Source organism: Methanofollis ethanolicus (genome assembly GCF_001571385.1).
GTDB lineage: Archaea > Halobacteriota > Methanomicrobia > Methanomicrobiales > Methanofollaceae > Methanofollis > Methanofollis ethanolicus.
In genome coordinates this window covers 1,727,133-1,748,857 of the sequence record NZ_BCNW01000001.1, presented here as the reverse complement: position 1 = coordinate 1,748,857, position 21,725 = coordinate 1,727,133, and the positions used below count along the sequence as shown (strand labels likewise).

The 21,725-nt window shown below is 59.8% G+C and carries 22 protein-coding genes; 9 read left to right on the top strand and 13 right to left on the bottom strand.

Features of this window, described 5'->3' with window-relative positions; translation table 11 throughout:
- Positions 1-77 precede the first annotated feature (77 nt).
- A complete protein-coding gene (locus tag MEFOE_RS08620) occupies positions 78-1,292 on the top strand; it encodes a hypothetical protein (RefSeq protein ID WP_067051100.1) in 1,215 nt (404 codons plus the stop codon).
- Here the strand turns inward: MEFOE_RS08620 and MEFOE_RS08615 are convergent.
- The 3 genes from MEFOE_RS08615 to MEFOE_RS08605 all read right to left on the bottom strand — a co-directional run bounded on the left by MEFOE_RS08615 (position 1,240) and on the right by MEFOE_RS08605 (position 3,971).
- A complete protein-coding gene (locus MEFOE_RS08615; protein WP_067051097.1) occupies positions 1,240-2,124 on the bottom strand; it encodes a DUF308 domain-containing protein in 885 nt (294 codons plus the stop codon). The two genes, MEFOE_RS08620 and MEFOE_RS08615, sit on opposite strands and share 53 nt — an antisense overlap.
- 73 nt (positions 2,125-2,197) lie before the next feature.
- Complete coding sequence (locus MEFOE_RS08610) at positions 2,198-2,800, bottom strand: hypothetical protein (RefSeq protein WP_153015914.1); 603 nt, start codon at positions 2,798-2,800, stop codon at positions 2,198-2,200.
- Positions 2,801-3,101: 301 nt separating this feature from the next.
- Positions 3,102-3,971: a CPBP family intramembrane glutamic endopeptidase gene (locus MEFOE_RS08605; RefSeq protein WP_067051091.1), complete on the bottom strand. Its 870-nt coding sequence runs from the start codon at positions 3,969-3,971 to the stop codon at positions 3,102-3,104.
- A 140-nt stretch (positions 3,972-4,111) separates the two neighbouring features.
- Between MEFOE_RS08605 and MEFOE_RS08600 the strand changes: the two genes are divergently transcribed.
- Positions 4,112-4,663, top strand: coding sequence for a GNAT family N-acetyltransferase (locus MEFOE_RS08600; RefSeq protein WP_067051088.1), 552 nt, complete (start codon positions 4,112-4,114; stop codon positions 4,661-4,663).
- On the opposite strand, the gene MEFOE_RS08595 is transcribed toward MEFOE_RS08600, so the two are convergent.
- On the bottom strand, positions 4,617-5,351 hold the full coding sequence (locus MEFOE_RS08595; RefSeq protein WP_153015913.1) for a flavodoxin family protein: 735 nt from the start codon (positions 5,349-5,351) through the stop codon (positions 4,617-4,619). The two genes, MEFOE_RS08600 and MEFOE_RS08595, sit on opposite strands and share 47 nt — an antisense overlap.
- 320 nt (positions 5,352-5,671) lie before the next feature.
- The gene (locus MEFOE_RS08590) at positions 5,672-5,911 is read right to left on the bottom strand and encodes a hypothetical protein (RefSeq protein ID WP_067051082.1); all 240 of its coding nucleotides are present in this window, start codon (positions 5,909-5,911) and stop codon (positions 5,672-5,674) included.
- Positions 5,912-5,934: 23 nt separating this feature from the next.
- Between MEFOE_RS08590 and MEFOE_RS08585 the strand changes: the two genes are divergently transcribed.
- A complete protein-coding gene (locus MEFOE_RS08585) occupies positions 5,935-6,258 on the top strand; it encodes a protein kinase domain-containing protein (protein WP_268872636.1) in 324 nt (107 codons plus the stop codon).
- A gap of 169 nt (positions 6,259-6,427) precedes the next feature.
- The gene (locus MEFOE_RS08580) at positions 6,428-7,075 is read left to right on the top strand and encodes a YczE/YyaS/YitT family protein (protein ID WP_153015912.1); all 648 of its coding nucleotides are present in this window, start codon (positions 6,428-6,430) and stop codon (positions 7,073-7,075) included.
- A 159-nt stretch (positions 7,076-7,234) separates the two neighbouring features.
- Here the strand turns inward: MEFOE_RS08580 and MEFOE_RS08575 are convergent, their stop codons facing one another.
- Positions 7,235-7,846: a hypothetical protein gene (locus MEFOE_RS08575; protein ID WP_067051077.1), complete on the bottom strand. Its 612-nt coding sequence runs from the start codon at positions 7,844-7,846 to the stop codon at positions 7,235-7,237.
- Entirely contained in the window at positions 7,843-8,478 is a 636-nt protein-coding gene (locus MEFOE_RS08570) for a hypothetical protein (RefSeq protein ID WP_083523400.1), read from the bottom strand. The genes MEFOE_RS08575 and MEFOE_RS08570 overlap by 4 nt, the downstream gene beginning before the upstream one ends.
- Positions 8,479-8,783: 305 nt before the next feature.
- Here MEFOE_RS08570 and MEFOE_RS08565 point away from each other — a divergent pair, with 305 nt between their 5' ends.
- From MEFOE_RS08565 to MEFOE_RS08555, 3 genes are read left to right on the top strand one after another with little or no spacing between them, the layout of a single operon-like run.
- Complete coding sequence (locus MEFOE_RS08565) at positions 8,784-9,578, top strand: acetoacetate decarboxylase family protein (RefSeq protein WP_067051071.1); 795 nt, start codon at positions 8,784-8,786, stop codon at positions 9,576-9,578.
- A gap of 12 nt (positions 9,579-9,590) precedes the next feature.
- Entirely contained in the window at positions 9,591-10,421 is an 831-nt protein-coding gene (locus tag MEFOE_RS08560) for an SDR family oxidoreductase (RefSeq protein WP_067051068.1), read from the top strand.
- A 49-nt stretch (positions 10,422-10,470) separates the two neighbouring features.
- On the top strand, positions 10,471-11,409 hold the full coding sequence (locus tag MEFOE_RS08555) for a DUF1848 domain-containing protein (RefSeq protein ID WP_083523399.1): 939 nt from the start codon (positions 10,471-10,473) through the stop codon (positions 11,407-11,409).
- A 470-nt stretch (positions 11,410-11,879) separates the two neighbouring features.
- Here MEFOE_RS08555 and rsgA read toward each other — a convergent pair whose 3' ends face one another.
- The 5 genes from rsgA to MEFOE_RS08530 form a co-directional block, all read right to left on the bottom strand.
- Complete coding sequence (gene rsgA, locus MEFOE_RS08550) at positions 11,880-12,932, bottom strand: ribosome small subunit-dependent GTPase A (RefSeq protein WP_235809595.1); 1,053 nt, start codon at positions 12,930-12,932, stop codon at positions 11,880-11,882.
- Positions 12,933-13,213: 281 nt separating this feature from the next.
- Positions 13,214-13,960: a class I SAM-dependent methyltransferase gene (locus MEFOE_RS08545; RefSeq protein WP_067051062.1), complete on the bottom strand. Its 747-nt coding sequence runs from the start codon at positions 13,958-13,960 to the stop codon at positions 13,214-13,216.
- A 79-nt stretch (positions 13,961-14,039) separates the two neighbouring features.
- Positions 14,040-14,765 carry a TetR/AcrR family transcriptional regulator gene (locus tag MEFOE_RS08540; RefSeq protein WP_067051059.1) on the bottom strand — a complete coding sequence of 242 codons (726 nt, stop codon included), beginning with the start codon at positions 14,763-14,765 and terminating at the stop codon, positions 14,040-14,042.
- 177 nt (positions 14,766-14,942) lie between these two features.
- The gene (nudC, locus tag MEFOE_RS08535) at positions 14,943-15,785 is read right to left on the bottom strand and encodes an NAD(+) diphosphatase (RefSeq protein WP_067051056.1); all 843 of its coding nucleotides are present in this window, start codon (positions 15,783-15,785) and stop codon (positions 14,943-14,945) included.
- A gap of 58 nt (positions 15,786-15,843) precedes the next feature.
- Positions 15,844-16,644: an EFR1 family ferrodoxin gene (locus MEFOE_RS08530; protein WP_067051053.1), complete on the bottom strand. Its 801-nt coding sequence runs from the start codon at positions 16,642-16,644 to the stop codon at positions 15,844-15,846.
- Positions 16,645-17,257: 613 nt separating this feature from the next.
- Here MEFOE_RS08530 and MEFOE_RS08520 point away from each other — a divergent pair.
- Positions 17,258-18,571, top strand: coding sequence for an ATP-binding protein (locus tag MEFOE_RS08520; protein ID WP_235809594.1), 1,314 nt, complete (start codon positions 17,258-17,260; stop codon positions 18,569-18,571).
- Between the two features lie 253 nt (positions 18,572-18,824).
- On the opposite strand, the gene MEFOE_RS08515 is transcribed toward MEFOE_RS08520, so the two are convergent.
- Positions 18,825-19,454 carry a type 1 glutamine amidotransferase family protein gene (locus MEFOE_RS08515; protein WP_067051044.1) on the bottom strand — a complete coding sequence of 210 codons (630 nt, stop codon included), beginning with the start codon at positions 19,452-19,454 and terminating at the stop codon, positions 18,825-18,827.
- A 658-nt stretch (positions 19,455-20,112) separates the two neighbouring features.
- Here MEFOE_RS08515 and MEFOE_RS08510 point away from each other — a divergent pair.
- A complete protein-coding gene (locus MEFOE_RS08510) occupies positions 20,113-21,597 on the top strand; it encodes a potassium/proton antiporter (protein ID WP_067051042.1) in 1,485 nt (494 codons plus the stop codon).
- Positions 21,598-21,725 lie beyond the last annotated feature (128 nt).

Below are 21,725 nucleotides of genomic sequence, written 5' to 3'. Positions count from 1 at the left end.
TGCGGAGGAGAAGGCCCGCCCCTCCCTGGCACAACAGAAACGATAATGTGTCACCGGGGCCATTCTCTCATCTGAAAATGGATTTTTTGACCTGGCTGGACGACGCATTCCCCCGCGACTTTTTCGATGAGACGATAGCGCAGAGGGCCCTCCGCCACCTGGGATACCATGAGAAATGGAACCTCTTCTCCGGGGACTACGCAGTCCAGCGCGGGGCCGAAGGGAGCTGGTACGAGTACCTCGTGTACGAGATCATGCTCGACCTCTCCCTCCGGGCCGACCTCATACACTCCATCGTCAGGAAAGGGGACGACATGCAGGAACCCCACGTTGCCCCGCACCCCGGCCAGAACGGATTTTTTTACTCGGAGAAGGGAAACCTGACGGTCCGGGGGAACGGGCAGACGATCGCCGAGATGGACCTCCTCTTCGTCGACGACCGCGGGGACATGGGCTTTGTCGAGGTGATCACCTCGGCCATGGGCCTGAAGACGTTCCACGAGGAGGTCTGCTACAAGAAGAGGTTGCTTGGCACCCTGCTCGGGCAGAAAACCGTGCCCTTCGTCCTGGTCTCGTCGGTCGACGTCTCGCAGTACGCGAGCATCCAGAGGATCGCGGCCGAACCCGCCTGCCTCGTCCTGATCACGCACCCGGTCGAGGAGATGAGGGACCTGATCTACGAGGGGTCGTTGCGGAGGAGGCCGGAAAGGCCGGGGCCGCACCCGAAGGCCGTCAGCCTCACCTCTTTCCGCCCGACGCGCCCCTTCGACTACAGGGGGGCCCACGACGGCACCCGGGAGAGGGTCGTTCGGGCCCTGCTCTCCGGCACGGACGGCGGGATGGACGCGGTTGCGTCGGTCGTCAACCCCCTCTCGAAGAAGATCATGCTCGGCACCCTGGACGAGGCGGGCGTCCGCACCATGCTCCGCGACCGGGGGGTGAGGATACAGGACGCCGTCCTCTCTGCGGACGATGTGGTCCGGAGGTTCTGCAGGGCGGTGATCGCCTTCGATATCCCGGCGTACACCCCGGTCGTCTACTTCAAGATGCGGGAGAAGGAGGCGTACCTGAAGATCGTCCTGGACAGGGGGGGCGACCTGGCCTTCGAGAGCATGCGGACGCCCGCCCGCTCGATGGCGGGGTTCTACGCGTGGCTTGACGCGGAGAAACCCTCTCTCCCCCCCCGCGTTGCGGAGAGGTACGCCTCCCTCTTTTTCCCGACGCGGGAGGCGCCTCCCCTCACCGGCGCCTCGTCCTCTCCCGCAGGCGCAGACCATTCACCACCAGCGTGAGACCGGCAAGGAATGTGATCGCCCCGAGGACGATCGTCAGGAGGGCGACCGAGGCCACCGGCGTCACGACGATCAGAAGGGCGAGGAGGAGGGAGAGGCCCCCGACCGCACACCAGGTGTACAATCCTTCGGGGACGGCCGTGCGCCCGCGGGAGACGCGCTTGAAGGTCGCGACCGCACTCCCCAGTCCCCATATCCCGATGAGGACGAAGATGGTCACGCCCCACACCCGCACCGGGAGGGCGTAGGAGATGGCGCCGATGAAGGCCACGACCGCACCGGCGAGGAGGCGCCGGCCCGAGACGATCCTGACCGGCCCAGATCCCATACCTTTCCCGGCGATCAGGACGCCGAGGACGAGGAGGGCGAGGGGGAGCAGGATGTGGATGATCGCCGAGAAAGCGACGATCGGGCGGAGGACGACGGACGCCCCTGCTGTCATGCCGGCAAGGCCGAAGAGGACGAGCATCTGCCAGGCGGTCGTCTGCTCCTCAAGGACCGCTCTCGTGTCGGCGGCGTCCGTCCTCCGGACAGTGTCGACGAGCGCCACGAAGGTTGCGGCGATCATGAAGACGAGGGGGGCGTCGTCCACCAGGTGCATCAGCGGGTGGACCGCCGGGTCGTAGCGGTCCAGGTGGACCTTCCACTCCGTGGAGGTCTCGTGCACATGGTAGCGCCCCTTCCGGTAACTGGCTATCGTGCCGGGCGTCGGGACGTTGATCGCCGACTGTATCCAGGCAGGACCGAGGGGTTCGGTGACCGAAAATTTCGGCACCTCCACCTCCCATACGCCGCTGTGCAGGGGTCCGAGAAAATCGTCCAGTGCCGCCATGCTTACACTCTCAGGGTCGGGAATAGATGGAACGCACCGCCTATTTCACCCCTGTGGTTGAGAGAGGGCGCTCTCAGTTCTCCGGCGGCCTCTCCAGGAGGGCCGAGCAGATGCCGCAGAGGTGGACCGTGACCTGCCCTCCCTTCGCGGTGTGCAGCACTCTCGTCCTGATCGCCAGGGCGTCGGCGATCGCGTCTCTCTCCTCTTCGAGAGACCGGATCTCGTCATAGGCCTCCTGGATCTCCGGGCGGTCCTGACTGATGTCGTACTCCGGGTCCGTGGAGATCTGCTGTATTGACTCTCTCAACCTCTCCGCGACGGCCTGGACGGTCTCCGAGTCGGAGCGGCTTTTCAGGATGATCTCGTTGACGTTCGGGATCTTTTTGCCGAACTGAGGGATGTCGGTTTTTATTGTCTCGATCTTAAAATCGAGGTATTCGTTCCCGGCAAGGTGATCGATCATCGATTGATAATACTGGACGACCTCGTCCTTTTTCGATCCGATCTTGTCGCGGAGAAGACTGATCTTCACGTCGACCTCTTCCGTCATCGCGGTCGTCAGTCCGGCGATGTCCTCCTCCGACCGCCTGCATATATAGCACTCAGGTTTCGAAGACTCGACCGGAACGGGTTCTGCTTTCTGGTTCCGGTTCTTCAGCATGTCGAGTAGAGCCATAGTATATCAGATGAATTCTTGAAATATAGATTTTACGATTTTCATTTCTCGTAATTTGCAGTTTAATAGATTGAATGTCGAATTTAACCGGGATGAAGGATGCATCTTGGGAGTCCCTGTCCCGGGGGGTGGAGAGAGAAGGGGGATAAAAGAAACACTCTACAGTCGGTGAAAAACATTCTCTTCCTTGAAGGGGCGAACACCTGCGGGAGGGCCGTCATGGCCCTGCGGTGCAGAGTGTATCGGGGCCTCGATGTGTACCCTGCCTTTTTGACAGGGGAGCGGCTATTCATTTTTCTTCTCAGACCGTCTGCGTTCCTGGCTCTTTCCGGGAAGAGTCTCTTCCGGTCGCGGGCAGGAGGCTCCGGTAGTGCCAGAAGACGAGGGCCAGGACGACGTAGATCGCCGGGGAGGCCCAGCCGAACTCGCCGAGGATCATCTCCGTCCCGGCCGTCTGCACGGTGAGGGCCGGGTAGAACTGCTGGATGAAGTAGTTCCAGAAGCCGTGGAAGAGGATGGCCGGGACGACGCTCCCGGACTTCAGGGTGAGCCAGGCAAGGACGAGGCCGGCACCCATGACCGAGGGGATGAAGACGGCGATCGAGAACCAGAGGGGGCCGGCGCCGTGGTAGCTGGAGAAGAGGATCATGGGGAAGTGCCATGCCGTCCAGATGCCGCCGGAGAGGAGGGCGAGTTCGGTGAAGCCCATGAACTTCGCCATCTCCGGGACAAGGAGGCCCCGCCACCCGATCTCCTCCCCGGCGGCGGCGAAGAGGTTGAAGAGGATGGAGACGAGGAAGGCGGGGACGAAGGCGAGGCTGAAGACCGTCGCGGCGCTCTCGGTGTCGAACGCGCCGACGCCGCTCGCCCAGACGGCGCCGAACATCAGGAGGCCGACGGCGATGGGGAGGACTATCCCGACCAGAGGCCAGCGGAGATCGCCGACGCGAAAGCCGAAGCCTTTCAGGTCGCGCTGGACGTACAGGCGCGTGAGGGCCGCGGCGATGCCGGGGCACCACATGGTGACGAGGGTGAAGAGGAGGACGCTCTCCCGCGTCGTGCTGCCAATCGTGAGGGCCCAGCCGACGCTGCTCAGGGCAAGGGTGAGGAGGAGAAAGAGGAGCACCTCTCTCCGTGCTGTCGACGGGGAGGCGGGGTCGTACGGTGTCATCGATAGCGTTTCTCCGGCGGAGTATTAAGGATTTTTTTATTTCGCGGTTTGTGACGGCGTCCGGACATCGCGGGAGAGATCACTCCGGGGAAACCTTTCGTGGAAGGTTTATGCGGGATGAACTCCCACCCGAAGTCCGTATGCGTTGCGAAACCCCCTCGTCCGTCCTCCGCGACTGGACACCCGCTGACGCCCCCGCCCTTGCCCGCCATGCCGACAACCCCGCGGTCGCCTGCCATATGCGGGACGCGTTCCCCCACCCCTATACCCGCAGGGACGCGGAGACCTTCATCGCCATGGCGACGCACACCCCCTCCGCCCTCATGCTGGCTATCGAGGTGGACGGCGAGGCCGTGGGCGGCATCGGCATCCACCCGCTCCTCGATGTCTATCGCGGGACCGCCGAGATCGGGTACTGGCTCTCTGAGGAGTACCGGGGCAGGGGGATCGCGACCGATGCGGTGCGGGCGGTCGTCCCTCTGGCCTTCGACCTCTTCCCGATCGTCCGCCTGCAGGCCGGGATATTCGAGAACAACCCGGCTTCGATGCGGGTGCTGGAGAAGTGCGGGTTCATACGGGAGGCGGCCCACAAATCGGCGGTCACGAAGGACGGCGTCGTCATGGACGAGTACCTCTATGTCCTCCTCACGCCTGCTTCCGTCCGCCGAGGGCCTCGTCCCAGTAGCGGTTGACCGCCTGCCGATAGATCCCGGCAAAGTCCGGCGACGGGATGAGGGGTTCTTCGAGGCGCCGTCTCGTCCCCTCGGAGAGTCGCCCTGCCGCCACGACCTCTTCCCCGGCCTCTCTCACGAGGTCCGTGTACCTCGCCACCACCTCCGCGGCGGCCGGTTCTGTCAGCCACGCCCCGCCGCCCCGGTAGATCTCGGCGACGAACTCTGTCTTGTAGTTCCGCGCCATCCGTTGCGCGAGGAGCCTGAGCACCTGAAAATGGCTCTGCTCCGGAAAACCGCAGTTTGCGATCATCACGAACGTCGGGCACTCCCCGCCCCTATTGGGATGGACGGTCTCTCCCCCCGCGTCCACGGCAAAATAGGGGTTGCCGAGAGGGAGGAGGCGGTCGATGAAGATCTTCAGGCGGCTGGAGATGTTGTCGTTGTGGAGGGGCGTCGCGAAGACGACGATGTCGGCGGAGGAGAACAGTCCGATCAACTCCGCCATGTCGTCCTTCAGGACGCACTCCGCCGCGGGCGACGCCCAGCACTGAAAACACCCGAGGCAGTGATCGATCTTTTTCTCCGCGAGGAAGACGTTCTCCACGTCTGCCCCCGCCTTCGCCGCCCCTTCCAGGAAGGCGCCGACCATGACGTGCGTGTTGCTCTCCTTCCCCTTCGGGCTCCCGTTGAATGCGACGATTTTCATGTGGTCCACCGGTCTGCGATCGATGCAGGGGGGTGATAAAGGTGTGGGCCGCGGAGTGTGAGGGGTTATACCCCGGTTTTTGAGTGGTTATAACCCTACAAAAATAGAGATTTACGCCGGGTTATAACCCTACAAAATGTCGTGGCCGACCCCCTTGAACCCCTGGTGGAGCGGCAGAGACGTCGAGACCGGTGTGTCCCCCTCTGGAGGTGGTTGCTCGGGGTGGGGGATATGTAGGGGCCTGCAATCGCGTTTTTTCTCTTGCATCTGTGGTATGGAGATATGGGGGACCTCCCGGGATCATATTCCGAAACATCTTCTCAAAAAGTGTCAATCTCCCCATAGTGTATCCTGTGGACGATGAACTCCGCTTTTTTCAGGATCTCCTCCGGGACCGCGGGGATCTGGTTCTCGACCCTGACCCTGATCTGGTCGGCGAGGTCGCGGGCAGAGGCCTGCATGTCCCCTTCGAGATACCGGACAAGGTCGGAGGCGTACATATATGCCGCCGCACTGTCCCCGGTCCTGAAGTTCATGAGGACGAGGTCGCCGCAGTACATGGCTTCCTGAACGCGATCCAGAACTGGACCATGAAAACATCGTCACGGTCTACGATTACAATATCATGCCTGTGCCCTACTTCGAGATGGAACTCTGCGACTCCTCCCTCGCCGACGCGGACGGGCCGATGGCATGTGAGGAGGCTGCCGGGCTCCTCTTTAATGTCTGTGAAGGGCTCAAGTACGCCCATGTCCGGTCCATCGTCCACCGGGACCTCAAACTCCAGAACATCATGCTGAAAAACGGCGTGCCAAAGGTGGCCGACTGGGGCCTGAGCCATATGACTCCCGTTGAATGCGACGATTTTCATCTCTGTCACCGTCGTGCATCCTTTCCCGGAGAGTAATAGACATTGTTGTCGGTGGAGAGGACGCCCTTTTTGGTCGTGCTCTTGTCTGTGGAAATAAACGAAAAAATCCCGGCCAGCACACTGCATAGAGATCGGAAAAAGAAGATGGATGGAAAGGAGACGTCAATGCAATGAGACGGCTATATAGATTGCCAACAGACGCATTATGATGCCGGATCATTTGTTCAAAAGATATCTTATTTTTGCAACCGGGATTTTCATCATGGCACTTGGCGTTGCCCTCTCAACACGCGCCGATATCGGCATTTCACCTATTTCCTGTGTGCCGTACATTCTCAGTCTGGAGTTTCCTATGACGATGGGGACCTTTACGATCCTGCTCCATATTTCTTTCATTGCAGTACAGATCGTCCTTCTGAGAAATGAGTTTGAACTGGTTCAGTTACTTCAAATCCCCGTTGCATTTGTCTTCGGGGCATTCACCGACCTGACATTGTGGCTGGCCGGAGGTCTGACGCCGACGAGTTATTTGATGCGGTGGATTTTCCTGCTCGTGAGTTGCGCCCTGATCGCCGTCGGGGTCTGCATGGAAGTGGCCCCCCGTGTCGTGATGGTTGCAGGGGAGGGTGCGATTACCGCTATCGTAAAAGTTTTCAAAACCGAATTTGGGTTCACAAAACTGGGATTTGACGTGACTCTTGTCACGCTGGGGGTCATCCTTTCGATTGCGCTTTTCTCTGATCTGGAAGGTGTCAGGGAAGGAACAATCGTCGCTGCACTTCTTGTAGGGGTTATCGCCCGCCACATAAAAAAATACGTGGACACGGGTGTTGCTTTTTTTCTGCACGAGTGAAGGTGATCGAAATAATCTCCGTGAGTCGGGAGTCGAGATAATCTTTGATTTTCGCTGTCAGGGGGCAAAAGTCCCCGGGCGAAAACGAGGGGGAAGGCATCGCATCCGTTCGCTCGCGTGATAAAAACTGATGCATCCGGCATGCACCGTCATGACACCCTACTCTATCCCCATCAAAATCCCGGCCAGCGCAAAGAGGAGGAGGCCGTTGACCACGACGACGCCCGCGATCACCATGCCGGAGACGAGGCCGGGCACGAGCATGCTGATGCCGAAGGCGATCGCAACGAGGTTCAGCACCGTCTGGGTGACCAGCAATTTTTTCAGGGCAGGGGGGATGGGCCCGGCCGTCATGTCTCCGCCGCCCCGGAGCACCGGGAGAAACCGCCCGGCGAGGAGGACGCCGCCCCCCACGATGTTCAGGAGGCCGAGGAGCACCCTGAGCAGGTCGGTCAGGACGCCCGGCACGATGCAGGAGACGACGCCCAGGGCGGCGAAGACGGCCCCGATCAGGACCATGAGCCACGAGCGGGTGTACTGGCCCACCGGCGTCTCCCCGAGGGCCATCATCTGGATGGCCATGATGACCATCAGCAGACCGAGCTGGCCGTCAGGGGAGAAGGGGATCGCCCCCAGGTTGACCGGGAGGAGGAGGAGGCCGAGGAGCACCAGGAGGGTGGCGACCACGAGGACGACGGCGACCGGGAGGGAGACCGAGGCGTCCCGGAAAATCCTCCACCTGCCTCCTGCACGCGGGCCGTCGGGCGTCATGTCTCCCCCCGGGGGTACGCCCTCGCCGCCTTCTGGATGCTCCACGCGAGATAGAAGAAAAAGACACCGTAGAGGAGGAGGAGCACCGCCGTCTCCGGGTCGGTCGTGATGCCGGGGAGGAGGGTGACGAGGCCGAGGGCGACCGACAGCAGGTACACAGAGGTGCAGGCGAGAGTCAGGTGCCGCAGGACGCCGGGCACCTTCAGCCACGTCCGCGCCCTCCCTTCGGCGAGGAAGAGCTGGAGGAGAAGGGCGGTCCCGCCGCCGGCGAGGAGGACGCCGACCAGGACGCGGACAGGTGTGGTCAGGGTGCCGGGGATGAAACAGGCGACCATGCCGACGACCGCCGTGCAGATGCCGAGCACGACGACCGCCCACGACCGGCGGAGGTCGCCGAAGGGCGTCTTCCCCATCGTGACGACCTGGAAGGCGACGATGACCAGGAAGAGACCGTACGTGCTGTCAGGCGTGTAGGGGAGGTCTCCCGTGTGGATGCCGACGAGGAGGAGGCCGAAGAGGAGCATGAAGACGCCGAAGACGAGGAGGATGACGACCTCGAAGGAGAGGTCCGACTCTTCTCGCAGCGTCGAAGAGGTTTTTTCCTTCTGCTGGCCTTCAAGCACCAAATGCATCTCCCCCCTGGGATTTTTCCGGCAACAGGCGTACGAATGCTCCCTGCTGGATAAATGTTCAGTGTATCCTTCGATGTGTATTTATCTGTTGTGTTATTGGTCGCACCTTTCCCATCGCCGGCACGTGACCCTTTCTTCTCTCCTGCCCCCGCCCTCGTTCTGACCGTCCGATCCGGTTTCGACCGCACACCCGGTGATTCCATCTGCACAGATCGCATGTCGGGTATTTTTGAAATTCATGTGGTCATACAGGAATAATTCAAAAAATATATGTGCTCTGGCAATAATTGACGGATAGGGACACCATGTTCAGACCACAGAACGACTTCACGTACCTGATGCCGGTCCACTTCGGCGGCGGCACATTCGATCCTGCAACGCTTGTCACGCAGAGATCGACGGCCCTGACCCTCACCTACGAAACCGAGAGAGACCGTCTGGAGAACTACATCCCCGAAGGTTTCGAACTCCTGGCCCCGGAGGTGCAGGTGAGTTTCAACAGGTTCACCGAGATCAACTGGATGCAGGGCGGGCAGTACAACCTCATCAATGTGGCGGCGCCTGTCAGGTTCCACGGGAAGAAGGACCGCCTGGACGGTGCGTACACGCTGGTCGTCTGGGAGAACAAGACCGCCCCCATCCTCGGCGGGCGGGAGCAGACAGGCATCCCGAAGATCTATGCGGATATCGAAGACCTGCACATTGTTCGGCCGCACTATGCGACGACGGTCAGTTACGAGGGGAACACCTTCCTCACCCTGGACTTCGAGGCCGCCGGGCCGGTAACGGGCGAGGGCCTGGACGCCGTGAAGTCGCAGATGGCGTCCATGAACACCATCGGGTGGCGGTATATCCCGAAGGTGGGGGCGCCGGGAGCGGAGGTGAGCCAGTTCGTCCTCTACCCCCAGGGCATGGAGGTGGAGTCGGCCCTGGCGGGAACGGGCACACTCCGGTGGACAGAGCAGACGCCGATGCAGAACCCGGCCCAGTACCATATCATCAACAGCCTCGCCGCCCTCCCCATGAAGAGGGTGACGCAGGCGGTGCTGACGGAGGGGACGGCCGTCCTTCGTGCGATGGGCGCGAGGGTCATCGAATGAGAGGTGAAAACCATGGATGAGTATTACAACGGCAAGATCGCTATCGTCACCGGCGCGAACTCCGGGATCGGGTATGCGGTGAGCGAGGAACTCCTGAAGAGGGGGGCGGTCGTCTACCTGGCCGGACGGAGTCGGGAGAAGGTCGCGAAGGCGGCGGAGCACCTCTCCGCGTACGGGGACCGCGTCCGCACCCTCGTCATGGACGTGACGAAGGAGGAGCAGGTGCAGAAGGGCATCGAGGGGACGGCGGCGGAAGCGGGCAGACTGGACTTCCTCTTCAACAATGCCGGGGTGGGCGGCACCCTCCCCTTCGAGCAGGCGACCCTGGAGGACTGGAAGACGATCATCGACACCAATCTCTGGAGCGTCATCTACGGCGTCCACTTCGCGGTGCCGGTCATGCTCAGGCAGGGGTCGGGCCATATCGTGAACACCAGTTCGATTGCAGGCATCATCCCGCCTCCGTTCCAGGCGCTCTACTCTCTCACGAAGTTCGGGGTGACCGGCATGACCGAGTGCCTGAAATACGAGTTTGCAGAGAAGGGGATCCACTTCTCGACCATCTGCCCGGCCAATATCGCGACCGCGATCTTCAACAAGAGCATCGACGGCAAAACCCACGGCGACCTGCGGGTCCCGGACGACGCCTATCCTGTCGGGAAAGCGGCGGCTTTCATCCTTGACCGGGTCTCGGAGCAGAAGGGGATCATCGTTGTGCCCGAGGACCCGAACACCGATGTCTGGAAGGGGTATGTCCTCGGCGACCGGGAGGTGGAAGAGCAGTTGTACCAGATGGCGCACGACCGCAGGGAGGCGTTCGAGAAGACAGGGACATATTTCTGAGATCAGGCTCCACTCTTTTTTCGCGACGGCATGAAGACGGTAACGCCCCGTGATCATCTCGGCAAGCCGGGCGACGGACATCCCGGCATTCTATAACGAGTGGCTCATGAACAGGCTGCGGGCCGGCTATGCGGTCTGGACGAACCCCTTCAACAGGAACTTCTCCCGGAAGGTCTCCTTTGAAAAGACGCGGGTGTTCGTCTTCTGGACGAAGGACCCGGCCCCCCTGATGCCTTGCCTCGACGAGATCGAGAGGATGGGGTACCACTATTACGTCCAGTACACCCTCAACGACGACGAGAGGGAGGGGCTCGAACCCGGCCTGCCCCCTCTCGACGAGCGTGTCGAGACCTTCCGGGCGCTTGCGAAGAGGGTGGGGAAGGAACGCGTGATCTGGCGTTTCGACCCCCTCCTCCTCTCCGACGACCTCACCGTCGAGAGACTCCTTGCACGGGTGAAGGGGGTGGGGGACCGCGTCCACGCCTCGACAGAACGCCTGGTCTTCAGCTTTGCCGACATCGACGCCTACCGTGCGGTGCGGCGGCGTCTCGGCGGGAGCTACCGCGAGTTTCGGCCTGAGGAGATGCGGGCCTTCGCGGAGGGCCTCGCCGCACTGAACAGGGACTGGGGCCTTGCCCTCGCCACCTGTGCCGAAGAGATGGACCTCTCCGCGTACGAGGTCGCGAAGAACAGGTGCATCGACGCCCGCCTCCTCAGGCGTCTCTTTCCCGAGGATAAAGAGTTGACGGCGTTCCTGGGCCCGCCGCCGCAGCGCGACCTCTTCGGGGGGATTGTCCCCACAAAAAGCCTGAAGGACAGAGGGCAGAGGGAGAGCTGCGGCTGCATCCGGAGCAAGGACATCGGCGCCTACTCGACATGCCCCCACCTCTGCCTCTCCTGCTATGCGAACTCGGCCGAGGGGGCGGTGCGGCGGAACTATGAGAGGCACCAGGTGGTGGAGGGGGAGGGGTTGATCCCGACAGAGTGAGGGTGCGTGATCGTATCCTGGCCATACGGGGTGCAGTCGGCAACCCGGACAGGCCCTCCTTTCCCGCCGGGAGATGCCGGGTCCGATTTGCAGTCGGTGCTGCACCGGATCGCCGTTACTTCGGCTCTGTAGAAATGCTCCTCCATCGGTTGATAGTGCGTGCTGATCCTCTGCCTTCCCGTTCGCCGGGGGACTACACTCGAAGACCTGATGGTCTTCTCATGCTCCCTTCGGTCGCAGCCCCCGGACCCCCTCTCAGGATTGGTCCCGGGAAGAAAGGGTAGGAGTCCTGGGGGAGGAGGCCATCCCTGCCCCTATCTTAATGGCAGGGGGATTGGGAGGGCGACCGACGGGAGTCGAGAAAAACGTAGTTTTTCGAGCGGCAGCCCCCCCGGACCAGGCACTTCTGAACAGAATTTTTCCCCTATCACTTCAGGAAGTACTTTCCCGCGAGGGTTTCTACGGAGCCGTTACTTCCCTTTTATCTTCCAGATATCCCGCGCCTCTTTTCCGATTGCTTTCCAGCGCTTCTTCTCTAGCCTCGCCAGCCCGATCTCCGCTTTATCCCGTTCGAATTCGAGCTCCCGCATGAGCCGGTGGAAACTCTCCAGCCGTGCTGCGGAGAGGGTCCCGTCCCTCACGGCCGCCTGCACCGCACAGCCCGGCTCCTGCTCGTGCCGGCAGTCCGAGAACCGGCAGCCCTCCGCACGTTCAAGAATATCGGGGAATGTATCGGCAATACCGGCAGCTGCCGTACCGATGCCGACCTCCCGCAGACCGGGGTTGTCTATCATGAGCGCCCCGCCTTCCAGGACGAAGAGCTGGCGGACGGTCGTGGTGTGCCGCCCTCTGTCGTCATAGTCCCGGGTGTGCGAGGTCTCCTGCACCGGACAGCCCATGAGCCGGTTGATCAGGGTGGACTTGCCGACGCCCGACGAACCGATGAGGGCGACCGTTGTCCCCGGCGGGAGGTACGGGTCAAGCCGGTCGACACCCTCTCCGCTCACGGCGCTGATCGGAATGACCGGGATGCCGGGAGAGACCGAAGCGATCCCTTCGGCGAGCGATGCGGGGTCGTCCGCCAGGTCGGATTTATTGACGACGATAACCGGGCGGGCACCGGATGCGTGGGCGATCGCGAGGTATCGTTCAATCCGGCGGGCGTTGAGGTCATGACCGGCGGCCGTGACGATAAAGACCGTATCGATATTCGCCGCAATGACCTGGTCGGTGCTTTCACGCCCCGATGTCCCCCGTGCAAAGAGGGTCTTTTGCGGGAGGATATCAACGATCGTCGAGGTGCCGGCCTCCGGCTGGTCGAGCACTACGACGAAATCCCCGACTGCGGGAAAGCGGCCGAGTTTCCGCAGAGCTCCGGAGATCCCGGCCGTGACGGACCCGCCGTCGACGAGAACGTCCCACACGGTCTTCTGCCGGCAGGCCACGCGGCCCGGCACATACGGCCCGGTGTACTTTGAGAATGCCATATCGTGCTCCTCCGTCCAGCCGAGGTCTTTAAGCATAGAGCGATGCTGCTCTCCGCACCGGGAAGTGGACTGGTTCATGAGACAACCTTTCCTCCGTAAAAGGGGTGGCATACAATGCGCCAAGTGCTTTGTGGTCGCGATCATCGACTGCGGTCTCTTCTGCATGGCGATCACATGCGAACAATGGTGTGTCTACAGGGTCGAAGTAGAGGGTACCGCCGTTGAAAATAGTGATAGTGAGAGGGGGTCAGGGAGGGGTGATGGCAAATGATGACCGGTGGCGTCCCACTCTGTTTTGAGCAGAGAGATATACGGGTTCAGTGTCTCTTCAGAATGAAGAACTGGTAGCCGTACTCGCCTCCGTGCTCCCGATGCATCTCGATCTCCCGCTCCGAGAACGCGACCAGTGCTTCCGCGTCGGGATCGCCGGCAGCCGCCTTCTTCAGGTCAGGCAGCCGTTCGATGAGCGGCGTATAATAATCATCCCACCACGCCGATCCGGGGAGCGGGAAGGTTGCGACAACCTCGTAGCCGGCACTCTCAGCGATCGCAGAGGTCTCCTGGACCATTTTTATCGCAGGGTAACTCTCGTTCCAGAACGCCGCCGCCTCCGGCGAGGGGTGATCGGTGAACCAGACCGCCTCGGTGAGGCAGAAGGAGCCGTCCGGCCGGAGAAGCCGCTTCCACGACCTGAGTCCCTCTTCGAACCCCACAACGAAGATAGAGCTCTCTGCCCAGAGGACGTCGAAGGTTGCATCTTCAAACGGCAGATCGTCCATGGACGCCCGCACCGTCGTTATCCGGTCGCCCACCCCGGCCGTTGCCGCCTTTCGGGCCAGATCGTCCAGATACGGCTGGTGGATGTCGACGGCGGTGACGTGGCAGTTCGGGCATATCCGGGCGAGCTCGATCGTCTGCATCCCTGACCCGCACCCGATATCCAGGATCTCCGGGCGGTCCGGGAGATCCTTCAGCATCGAAAACGCTTTTCTCGTGCACTCGTTGCTGCCCGGCCCCTGGCGGGGCAGTCCCTCGTGCATGGTGAAGATGAATGAAAGATCCATTGCCGTAGAATTATGCAGTCCCGGTTATTAAACGGCGGTGGTCCAAAACCCGGAAGGACGGGGAATTCTCCCCGCGATGTTACGGTTCCGGCCTTTTCTTCTTCTCCTGCGCCGGAGGTTCTGTTACATGGAACCCGAACGCCGCGAAATCCCTGACGTCCATCCTGTGGGAACCCTCGCCGGGAGAAAGCGCCGGCATGATGAACCTGAAGAATTCACCGGCGAACTGCTCGTAGGAAAACCCCTCCGCCTCGATCGCCAGTTTCCATCTGTTTTCCATCGACAATATGCCCATGAAGGATGTCATCAGGTACATCGAGGTCAGGAACGGGTCGAGATCGTCCCGGATCGTCCCGTCGTCGATGCCCTTCTGGACCGCATCCCGCAGGATCCGGCGGCAGGTGCCGTAGCCCTTTCCGATCTCTGCGGTATAGGGGTTCTCTCCGGAGAAACGCTCGGACCCGTAGAAGTGGATCAGTCTGAGATACTCCGGGTATTCCTGCGAGAACCGGTAATAGGCCTGGCCCATCAGGGCTACTTTGACGATGCCGGGGGCCGGTGTTCCCATGCATGCCAGGTATTTTTCCTTGAGGATCTCGACGCCGCGGAGGACGATTGTGGCGAAAAGCGTCTCCTTGTTTTTAAAATAGAGATAGATCGTCGCCTTGTTCAGTTCGACCTCCCGGGCGATATCGTCCATGGAGACGTCTTCGTACCTCCGGGAGAAGAAGAGACGCTCGGCTGCATCGATGATCGCGGTCTTTCGCTGCTCTTTTTCTCGCTGTCTTCTCTCTGTTGTTCCCATCCTGATGCTCCCGTTCGTGTGCCGGTGTTCACGACGCCGGATCTGAAAGGGTCCGCCGGTCCGGGCTGGCGCCGACTGATACCCCTGGGGGGATCCGACCGGTTCTGATTGTCTCCGTCAGTTCGTTTCAAGGAAGAAACCCTTTCGGTTCCTTTCGTTCGTGATACCCGGCGGCGTTTAGACCTCCCGCCGGATCCAGGCCTCGATGAGCGCCCGCGTGATGCTCGCCCTCCGGGGAACAGGGGGCAGGGTGTCGCGGGTAAACCACCGTGCATCTTCAATTTCCCGGCCGTCGACCCGGATTTCTCCTCCGGCATAATCTGCGACAAAGCCGATCATGAGCGAATCGGGAAACGGCCAGGGCTCGCTCCCGAAGTACCGGAGGTTTTGCACCGCAACGCCGACCTCCTCGCCGACTTCGCGGTGGACGGTCTGCTCGAGGTTCTCGCCGGGCTCGTTGAAGCCGGCGATGAGCGAGAAGGCCCCGGGCGGGGCGGCGGGGGAACGGGCGAGCAGGACCTCCTCACCGAATTTGATCAGCACGATGATGGCCGGGGAGATCCTGGGGTAGGTGATGTGGCTGCAGGCCGTGCAGATCCGCGCCCGTTCGGTCGTGAGCGGGCGGGTTTGTGCGCCGCACCTCCCGCAGAAGGCGGTCGACCGGTCGAAGTCGAGGATCCGCACGGCATAGGAGGCGACGGCCATGTCGCCGTCCGGGACCTTTCCGGACAACTCCCTGACCGGCGACGGCTGCCAGTCGCCCGGCGGCGCGGCACCGGCCGGGACCTCGGCCGCATAGTAGACGAGGTCGTCGCGGGTGCCGAGGTACACCGGCGCACCGCACGCCAGACCGGCGGGGAGGGGGTCGGGCATGAGCACGGTGCCGGGGGCCGGGTCGCTCTGCAAGAGCACGGAACTGTCCTGGACCAGGACCCAGCGTTTCCGTGCGGGCGACGGCTCCTCAGGCTCCGGGTAGACCGGGAGGAGGGGGCGGACTGCGTAGAACGGGCGGTGCTCCATCAGGTATCCCCGGTATGGAATCGTGAAGATCTCCTCGTTGCCATGATGAATCTCCTCGTTATAAGAAGTATTCCGGCTCTTTTCGCTCGCTATAGAGCGTATGGAGGCGCAACGATGCGTCCCTCACCAGGCCGTGCTTCATCGTCCTCGCGTGTTTTGGGCAGCGTTTGATGCAGGCGCAGCAGGTGATGCATTTTTTCGTGTCGATCGCCGCGCTGTCTTCCGGATCGATGGCGCCGACCGGGCATACCTCCGCACAGGTCCCGCACCGGACGCACGCATCGCCGACCGCGATGAAATCGACCGTCCAGAGTTTCGAGTCCCCCCGGTACGGGCGGCATCCGGGTATCGCTCCATCGGGGATCTGGTCGGCCGATGGGATGGCATCGAGTTTTTCCCGGATTTTCCGTCCGAACGACTCCGCGTGGCGGAGGTCGCCTGCATCCGGGCGGTCTTTAGCCGTCGGCGTTTCGTCGGTGGAGAACGAATGCTCCCCGATATAGGCCGCACCGGCGATCGGTCTGCACCCGCACCCGGTCAGGATATCTTCGAGCTCGATGAGTGCATCGTCATACACCCGGTTGCCGTAGACGACGACACATACCGCCGGCGTATTCCGGGCGGAGATCGCGTGCAGCCATTCGGTTACGAGGGCCGGCACCCTCCCCATATACACCGGCACGCCGACGACGAGCAGTTCATTCTCCGATGTTTCGAGCGGTTGCACTCTCGCGTCCGGTCGGGTGATGTCCAGCAGTTCCACGTTGCCGTGATCGATGCCGCGTGCAATGGCCTGGACCACCGCTTTTGTCGTTCCCGTAGGTGAGAAATATACCAGTTTCACCGATTCCGTTTTCATTTCATCTGCCCCGTCAATAGTCTATGAATTGTGCGAACGACACCGTTCATTCCCCTTCACTCCCCCTGGGTCCTCGTCCCTCTCCCAGCGGGGGATGTCACTCCGGGATGCTGCCTGGAGGGCGTCTCACCAGAATAGTGTAACTCTTAGTTATATTATAACTATCGGTTATTGTGTGGATGCGAGTTGGATATCATGGTGCACCAGGGGAAAATCATCCGGTCTTTCTCGACGTCGGGCCGGATCCGATCATGTTCTCCCGACGGGACGAAACGGGATATGCTGGACCCGGATCACGTCGCCCTGGCCCGGCCCCTCGAACGTCAGGACGTTGTAGCCGCGTCTGGCCCCTTCCATCGCATACGGGTGGAGCTCCTCCTGGCAGCCGTCGAAGCCGGTCTGGACGATGAGGAGCGGCCGGGATATGTTAGTGAAGCGATGAGATCACACTTTTTTGCATGCTGCATGCGGGCAAGATATCTCGAAAATACACGCTCTTCCAATCTTAAGTTAGAAAAATGTGTACCTCACACACAAAATAAGTTGTAAAAATGTGTACTGGAGACACATAATATATAGTTAAAAGTGCAGATGTCATTTTATGAGACGGTTCATGTACGATACTTTACTCAAATGGAAAGACCGTGGGGATCGTAAACCGATTATTATTGAAGGAATTCGCCAGTGCGGAAAAACCTGGATATTAAAGCACTTTGGCGAGGCGGAATTCAAAGATATCGCTTATTTCAACTTTGAATATGATGACCGGCTGCACAAGATATTCGAAGGCGACCTGAATGTTTCAAGAATTATCAAAGACCTTGGCATTCTGAGGAATAAATCCATCCAGTCCGGGACAACCATCCTCATATTAGACGAAATTCAGATCTGCCCTCGTGCGATAACGTCTCTCAAATATTTCTGCGAAAATCTGTCCGAACTCCACGTTGCTGCCGCCGGTTCCTTGCTGGGAGTGGCTGTTGCACAGATGGGAAAAAATGTCTCATTTCCGGTTGGCAAGGTGCAGATGCTTAAGATGTATCCTCTTAATTTCCCGGAATTTCTCCTGGCAAAAGATGAAGAACTCCTTTACGAGTACCTGAATAATTTGTCCCGGGATGAAGAAATATCCACCGTATTTACCAGCAAACTGGAAGAAGCATATCGTGAATACCTGATCACGGGAGGTATGCCCGAGGTTGTCAGATCATGGATAAATAACCACGACATCGGGCTTGTAGAAACAATACAAAGCGATATTCTCAGTAATTATGAAAAGGATTTCGTGAAATATGCGTCTGTATCCGAATTTCCGAAACTTTCTCTGATCTGGAATGCAATCCCTGCACAGCTTGCAAAGGACAATCAGAAATTTATATTCGCTCATGTAAAGCAGGGAATGCGTGCCCGCGATCTGGAAGACTCCCTGCAATGGCTGATATCGGCAGGGCTCATCTACAAGGTCGAAAAGATCGAGCGGCCCTCTATTCCGGTTACGACATATGGGGACATTACGTACTTCAAGATCTATTTCTCAGATGTGGGACTTTCACGAAGGATGAGCAGATTCCCGGCAGATGTCGTTTTTGACACCTCTTCGCTGACCGCCGACATGCGGGGAATTCTCACGGAAAATTTCGTGTTGACAGAACTGATTGCGAGTGATTTCCAGAGACCATTTTTCTGGAAATCCGGCGGCACCGCCGAGGTTGATTATATCATACAGGAAGGCGTTGATGTCGTTCCGATCGAGGTTAAATCCGCAAGAAGGACTCGTTCAAGAAGTATTACAGAGTACAGGAAAAAATACGGCCCGCGTATTGCCGTCCGGACCAGTCTTAAGAATATTGCCAGACATTCGGATGAATATGGGGAAGTTCTGGAAATTCCGTTATACCTTATCTGGAGACTGAAGGCATATCTCTGAGGGTTATTAACCAGAAAATACACAATCCCGAGGTCCTTTCTCATTTTTTCAAGAAGTATATGCTCTGTTGAAATCCTTTCCCCAACGCGCTCAGGGGAATTGCGAGGGTGACTTCGGTTTCGATCTTTTGAGATGCCCTAATACCGTCATTCTCCACGGGGCGGGGGTCGACAGACCCCGGGCACCCGTGGCTCCATCACCATCCAATGCCCATCCGATCAGGTTATCAACAGAGCCAGAATTTCCGAATTTGTTATTGAGAAGGCAGGGATGCCATGAGGGCATAGAAAAATTCCTGTTTCCTTAACGTGAAGAGCCCGTACCATGCGTCGAGGGTTGCGGGATTCATGACATCCAGTTTCCTGAATATGCTGCAGGCAAATTCAACCGGTGCAAGCCCGCTTGCCGTGATAAGGTTCCCGTCTGTCACTGTAGGCTCTGTCCGGTAAAATTGCTCTCCTTTGTATCCGGGGCAGAACATTTTGAGCACTTCGAGATCATTGCTGGTGTGGGGCCGGTTGTCAAGCAGCCCGGCATTGGCCAGGCCGAGGGTAGCCCCGCAGATTGCTGCAACAACCATCTCCTGCTCAAGGAGCGTGTCTACCATATTGATAATCGACGCATGGGCGGGATCAAGCCAGGTGTCTGCGCCGGGCAGGATCAGGAGATCTCCTTTTTTGGCCCTGATATTCTCAATGGTGATACCCGGTGTCAACTTCAATCCGCCCATCGTCGTTATCGTGTCCAGGGATTTTCCGCACAGGACGACATCGTACTTCAGCGACGGGTCTTTGAGGTACCTCCCGGAATGGAGTTCGTCAAGGGCATGGCCGGTTTCCCAGTCGGAAAGCGTATCAAGGATATAGAGATAGAGTGTCGGCATTTGGCATCACTACGCCATCAACACTTGGCAGGATAGGATATCAATTTTACTTCCCGAAATTGCCGGCAATTTAAAAAAAAGGCTCTGTTGAATTAAGCAAGCAAAAATATGTAGAATCGTGCATGAACCCCGGGCTCAAGCAGACATCGAGCATATCCCAGAACTCTCGTTCATTTCCCTTTCCCCGCATGCTGAACTCGGGAGAAAATTTCATGATCGGACCGATGTCTTCCCAAATTCCCTGACGAGTCGTGCGAAACCACCGCCTTCCCCCACCTCTTCGCCGGGGGACCGACACCCCCGGACCCCCGAAACAGGATAGGGTCGGGGAAGAGAGACCGGAGATCCTGATGAAGGAGATTGCCATCCGTCCCCTATCGCAATAAGGGAGGGACCGGGGGGTGAAAACCCCCGGACAGGACGCCAGAACAGGATTTTTCAGAACCACATACCGATCATTCCATCGACAGGACAGAGGGTATGATCAGTTTTGGGATGACTTCATCGAATGTATCTGTCGAGGTGATCACGCTCTCCGACCGGGATATTCGGGTCTCATTCGTCAATGGAAAGGAGGAAACCTGTCCGCCGAAAATACACTGCCCGAAAGGTCGAGAAGTCACGATTATAACGTTTCACGCCCAAGGTGTGCGTATACATGGTGCTCACCCTCGTACTTGTCGGCATAGCGTTGCTCTTCCTGATCAGCATCATCGCAAACACGTTCTCCGAGCGTCTCGGCGTCCCCGCCCTCCTTATCTTCCTCGTCGTCGGGATGCTGGCGGGCTCGGAGGGGCCGGGCGGCATTCCCTTCGACGATCCCGAGGTTGCACAGATCATCGGGATTATCGCGCTTGCCTACATCCTCTTCTCAGGCGGCCTTGACACACGGTGGGAGCAGATCAAGCCTGTTCTCTGGCCCGGGATCGCCCTCTCCACGGTCGGCGTCGTCCTGACTGCAGTCCTGCTCGGCGCATTTGCCGTCCTGGTCCTCGGCTTCTCCCCGCTTACGGGCCTTCTCCTCGGTGCGGTCGTCTCGTCCACCGATGCGGCGGCGGTCTTTTCGGTCCTGAGGATGGCACGGGCACGCCTGAAAGGAAACCTGCGGCCGTTCCTGGAGTTCGAGTCGGGGAGCAACGACCCCATGGCGGTCCTCCTCACCACCGGCGTTATCGGCCTGATCCTCATCCCGGGCTCATCGATCTTCTCCCTCGTCCCGATGTTCGTGCAGCAGATGGCAGTCGGAGGCCTGTTCGGCTACGTGATGGGCATATTCATCGTATATCTCATCAACCGTATCAGGCTGGAGTCCGAGGGGCTGTACCCGGTGCTCACCCTGACCATGGTGCTGCTGACCTACGGGCTGACGTCCATCATCGGGGGAAACGGGTTTCTCGCAGTCTATATCGCTGGCCTTGTCATGGGCAACAGCACTTTCGTTTACAGGAAGAGTCTGGTCCAGTTCCACGACGGGATCGCATGGCTGATGCAGATCGTGATGTTCCTTGCACTCGGGCTGCTCGTCTTCCCCTCGCAGCTTGCTCTGGCGGTCGTGCCGGGTCTGATCGCCGCTCTCTTCCTGATCCTGGTCGCACGGCCGGTTGCCGTCATGGTCACGCTGCTCCCCTGGAAGATGCCGATGAACGAGAAGGTCCTGGTCTCGTGGGTGGGACTGCGGGGGGCCGTCCCGATCATCCTCGCCACCTATCCCCTCGTGGCAGGAGTGCCCGGTGCGGACCTGATCTTTAATATGGTCTTTTTCATCGTCATCGTCTCGGCGCTGGTCCACGGGACATCGATCCCGGCCGTCGCCCGGCGGCTCGGTCTCGCCGCCCCCCTCGAAGAACCGCTCAAACTCTCGCGGGAGTTCGAGGCGGAATCAGATACTCCGAGCAAAATGCTCGACCTGGTCATCCCCCCGGACTCCCCGGCTGTGGGAAAGCAGGTCGTCGACCTGGGGTTGCCGAAAGGCGCCCTTATCATTCTTATGCAGAAAGGGAACGACCGCTTTGTCCCGAGCGGCAGCACCGTCATCGGGGTCGGCGATACACTCCTCCTCCTGACGACGGAGGAGATGGTGGATGAGGTTCGTGCCAGATTGGTCGGGACGGAGGGGGAGGTGTCGATGCAGACGGGGGAGTGAGAGTGTCCTGCCGCCCCGCACTCCGTCGAGAAGAGTGCCGGTTACAGCAACCTCTCCTGGAGCGACGCCTTCGGGGAGGCGATCAACGCCACGTTCCAGAAACAGGGTTTCCCGACCCGGGCGCCTGT

Bases quoted from the DNA above. Each gene is read 5' to 3' on its own strand.
- MEFOE_RS08520 (WP_235809594.1), top strand. From the start codon at position 17,258: ATGTACGATACTTTACTCAAATGGAAAGACCGTGGGGATCGTAAACCG.
- MEFOE_RS08610 (WP_153015914.1), bottom strand. From the start codon at position 2,800: ATGGCTCTACTCGACATGCTGAAGAACCGGAACCAGAAAGCAGAACCC.
- MEFOE_RS08580 (WP_153015912.1), top strand. From the start codon at position 6,428: ATGATGCCGGATCATTTGTTCAAAAGATATCTTATTTTTGCAACCGGG.
- rsgA (WP_235809595.1), bottom strand. From the start codon at position 12,932: ATGCTTAAAGACCTCGGCTGGACGGAGGAGCACGATATGGCATTCTCA.
- MEFOE_RS08515 (WP_067051044.1), bottom strand. From the start codon at position 19,454: ATGCCGACACTCTATCTCTATATCCTTGATACGCTTTCCGACTGGGAA.
- MEFOE_RS08565 (WP_067051071.1), top strand. From the start codon at position 8,784: ATGTTCAGACCACAGAACGACTTCACGTACCTGATGCCGGTCCACTTC.
- MEFOE_RS08510 (WP_067051042.1), top strand. From the start codon at position 20,113: ATGGTGCTCACCCTCGTACTTGTCGGCATAGCGTTGCTCTTCCTGATC.
- MEFOE_RS08530 (WP_067051053.1), bottom strand. From the start codon at position 16,644: ATGAAAACGGAATCGGTGAAACTGGTATATTTCTCACCTACGGGAACG.
- MEFOE_RS08615 (WP_067051097.1), bottom strand. From the start codon at position 2,124: ATGGCGGCACTGGACGATTTTCTCGGACCCCTGCACAGCGGCGTATGG.
- MEFOE_RS08560 (WP_067051068.1), top strand. From the start codon at position 9,591: ATGGATGAGTATTACAACGGCAAGATCGCTATCGTCACCGGCGCGAAC.
- MEFOE_RS08605 (WP_067051091.1), bottom strand. From the start codon at position 3,971: ATGACACCGTACGACCCCGCCTCCCCGTCGACAGCACGGAGAGAGGTG.
- MEFOE_RS08600 (WP_067051088.1), top strand. From the start codon at position 4,112: ATGCGTTGCGAAACCCCCTCGTCCGTCCTCCGCGACTGGACACCCGCT.
- nudC (WP_067051056.1), bottom strand. From the start codon at position 15,785: ATGGAGCACCGCCCGTTCTACGCAGTCCGCCCCCTCCTCCCGGTCTAC.
- MEFOE_RS08620 (WP_067051100.1), top strand. From the start codon at position 78: ATGGATTTTTTGACCTGGCTGGACGACGCATTCCCCCGCGACTTTTTC.
- MEFOE_RS08540 (WP_067051059.1), bottom strand. From the start codon at position 14,765: ATGGGAACAACAGAGAGAAGACAGCGAGAAAAAGAGCAGCGAAAGACC.
- MEFOE_RS08595 (WP_153015913.1), bottom strand. From the start codon at position 5,351: ATGAAAATCGTCGCATTCAACGGGAGCCCGAAGGGGAAGGAGAGCAAC.
- MEFOE_RS08575 (WP_067051077.1), bottom strand. From the start codon at position 7,846: ATGACGCCCGACGGCCCGCGTGCAGGAGGCAGGTGGAGGATTTTCCGG.
- MEFOE_RS08545 (WP_067051062.1), bottom strand. From the start codon at position 13,960: ATGGATCTTTCATTCATCTTCACCATGCACGAGGGACTGCCCCGCCAG.
- MEFOE_RS08590 (WP_067051082.1), bottom strand. From the start codon at position 5,911: ATGTACTGCGGCGACCTCGTCCTCATGAACTTCAGGACCGGGGACAGT.
- MEFOE_RS08570 (WP_083523400.1), bottom strand. From the start codon at position 8,478: ATGCATTTGGTGCTTGAAGGCCAGCAGAAGGAAAAAACCTCTTCGACG.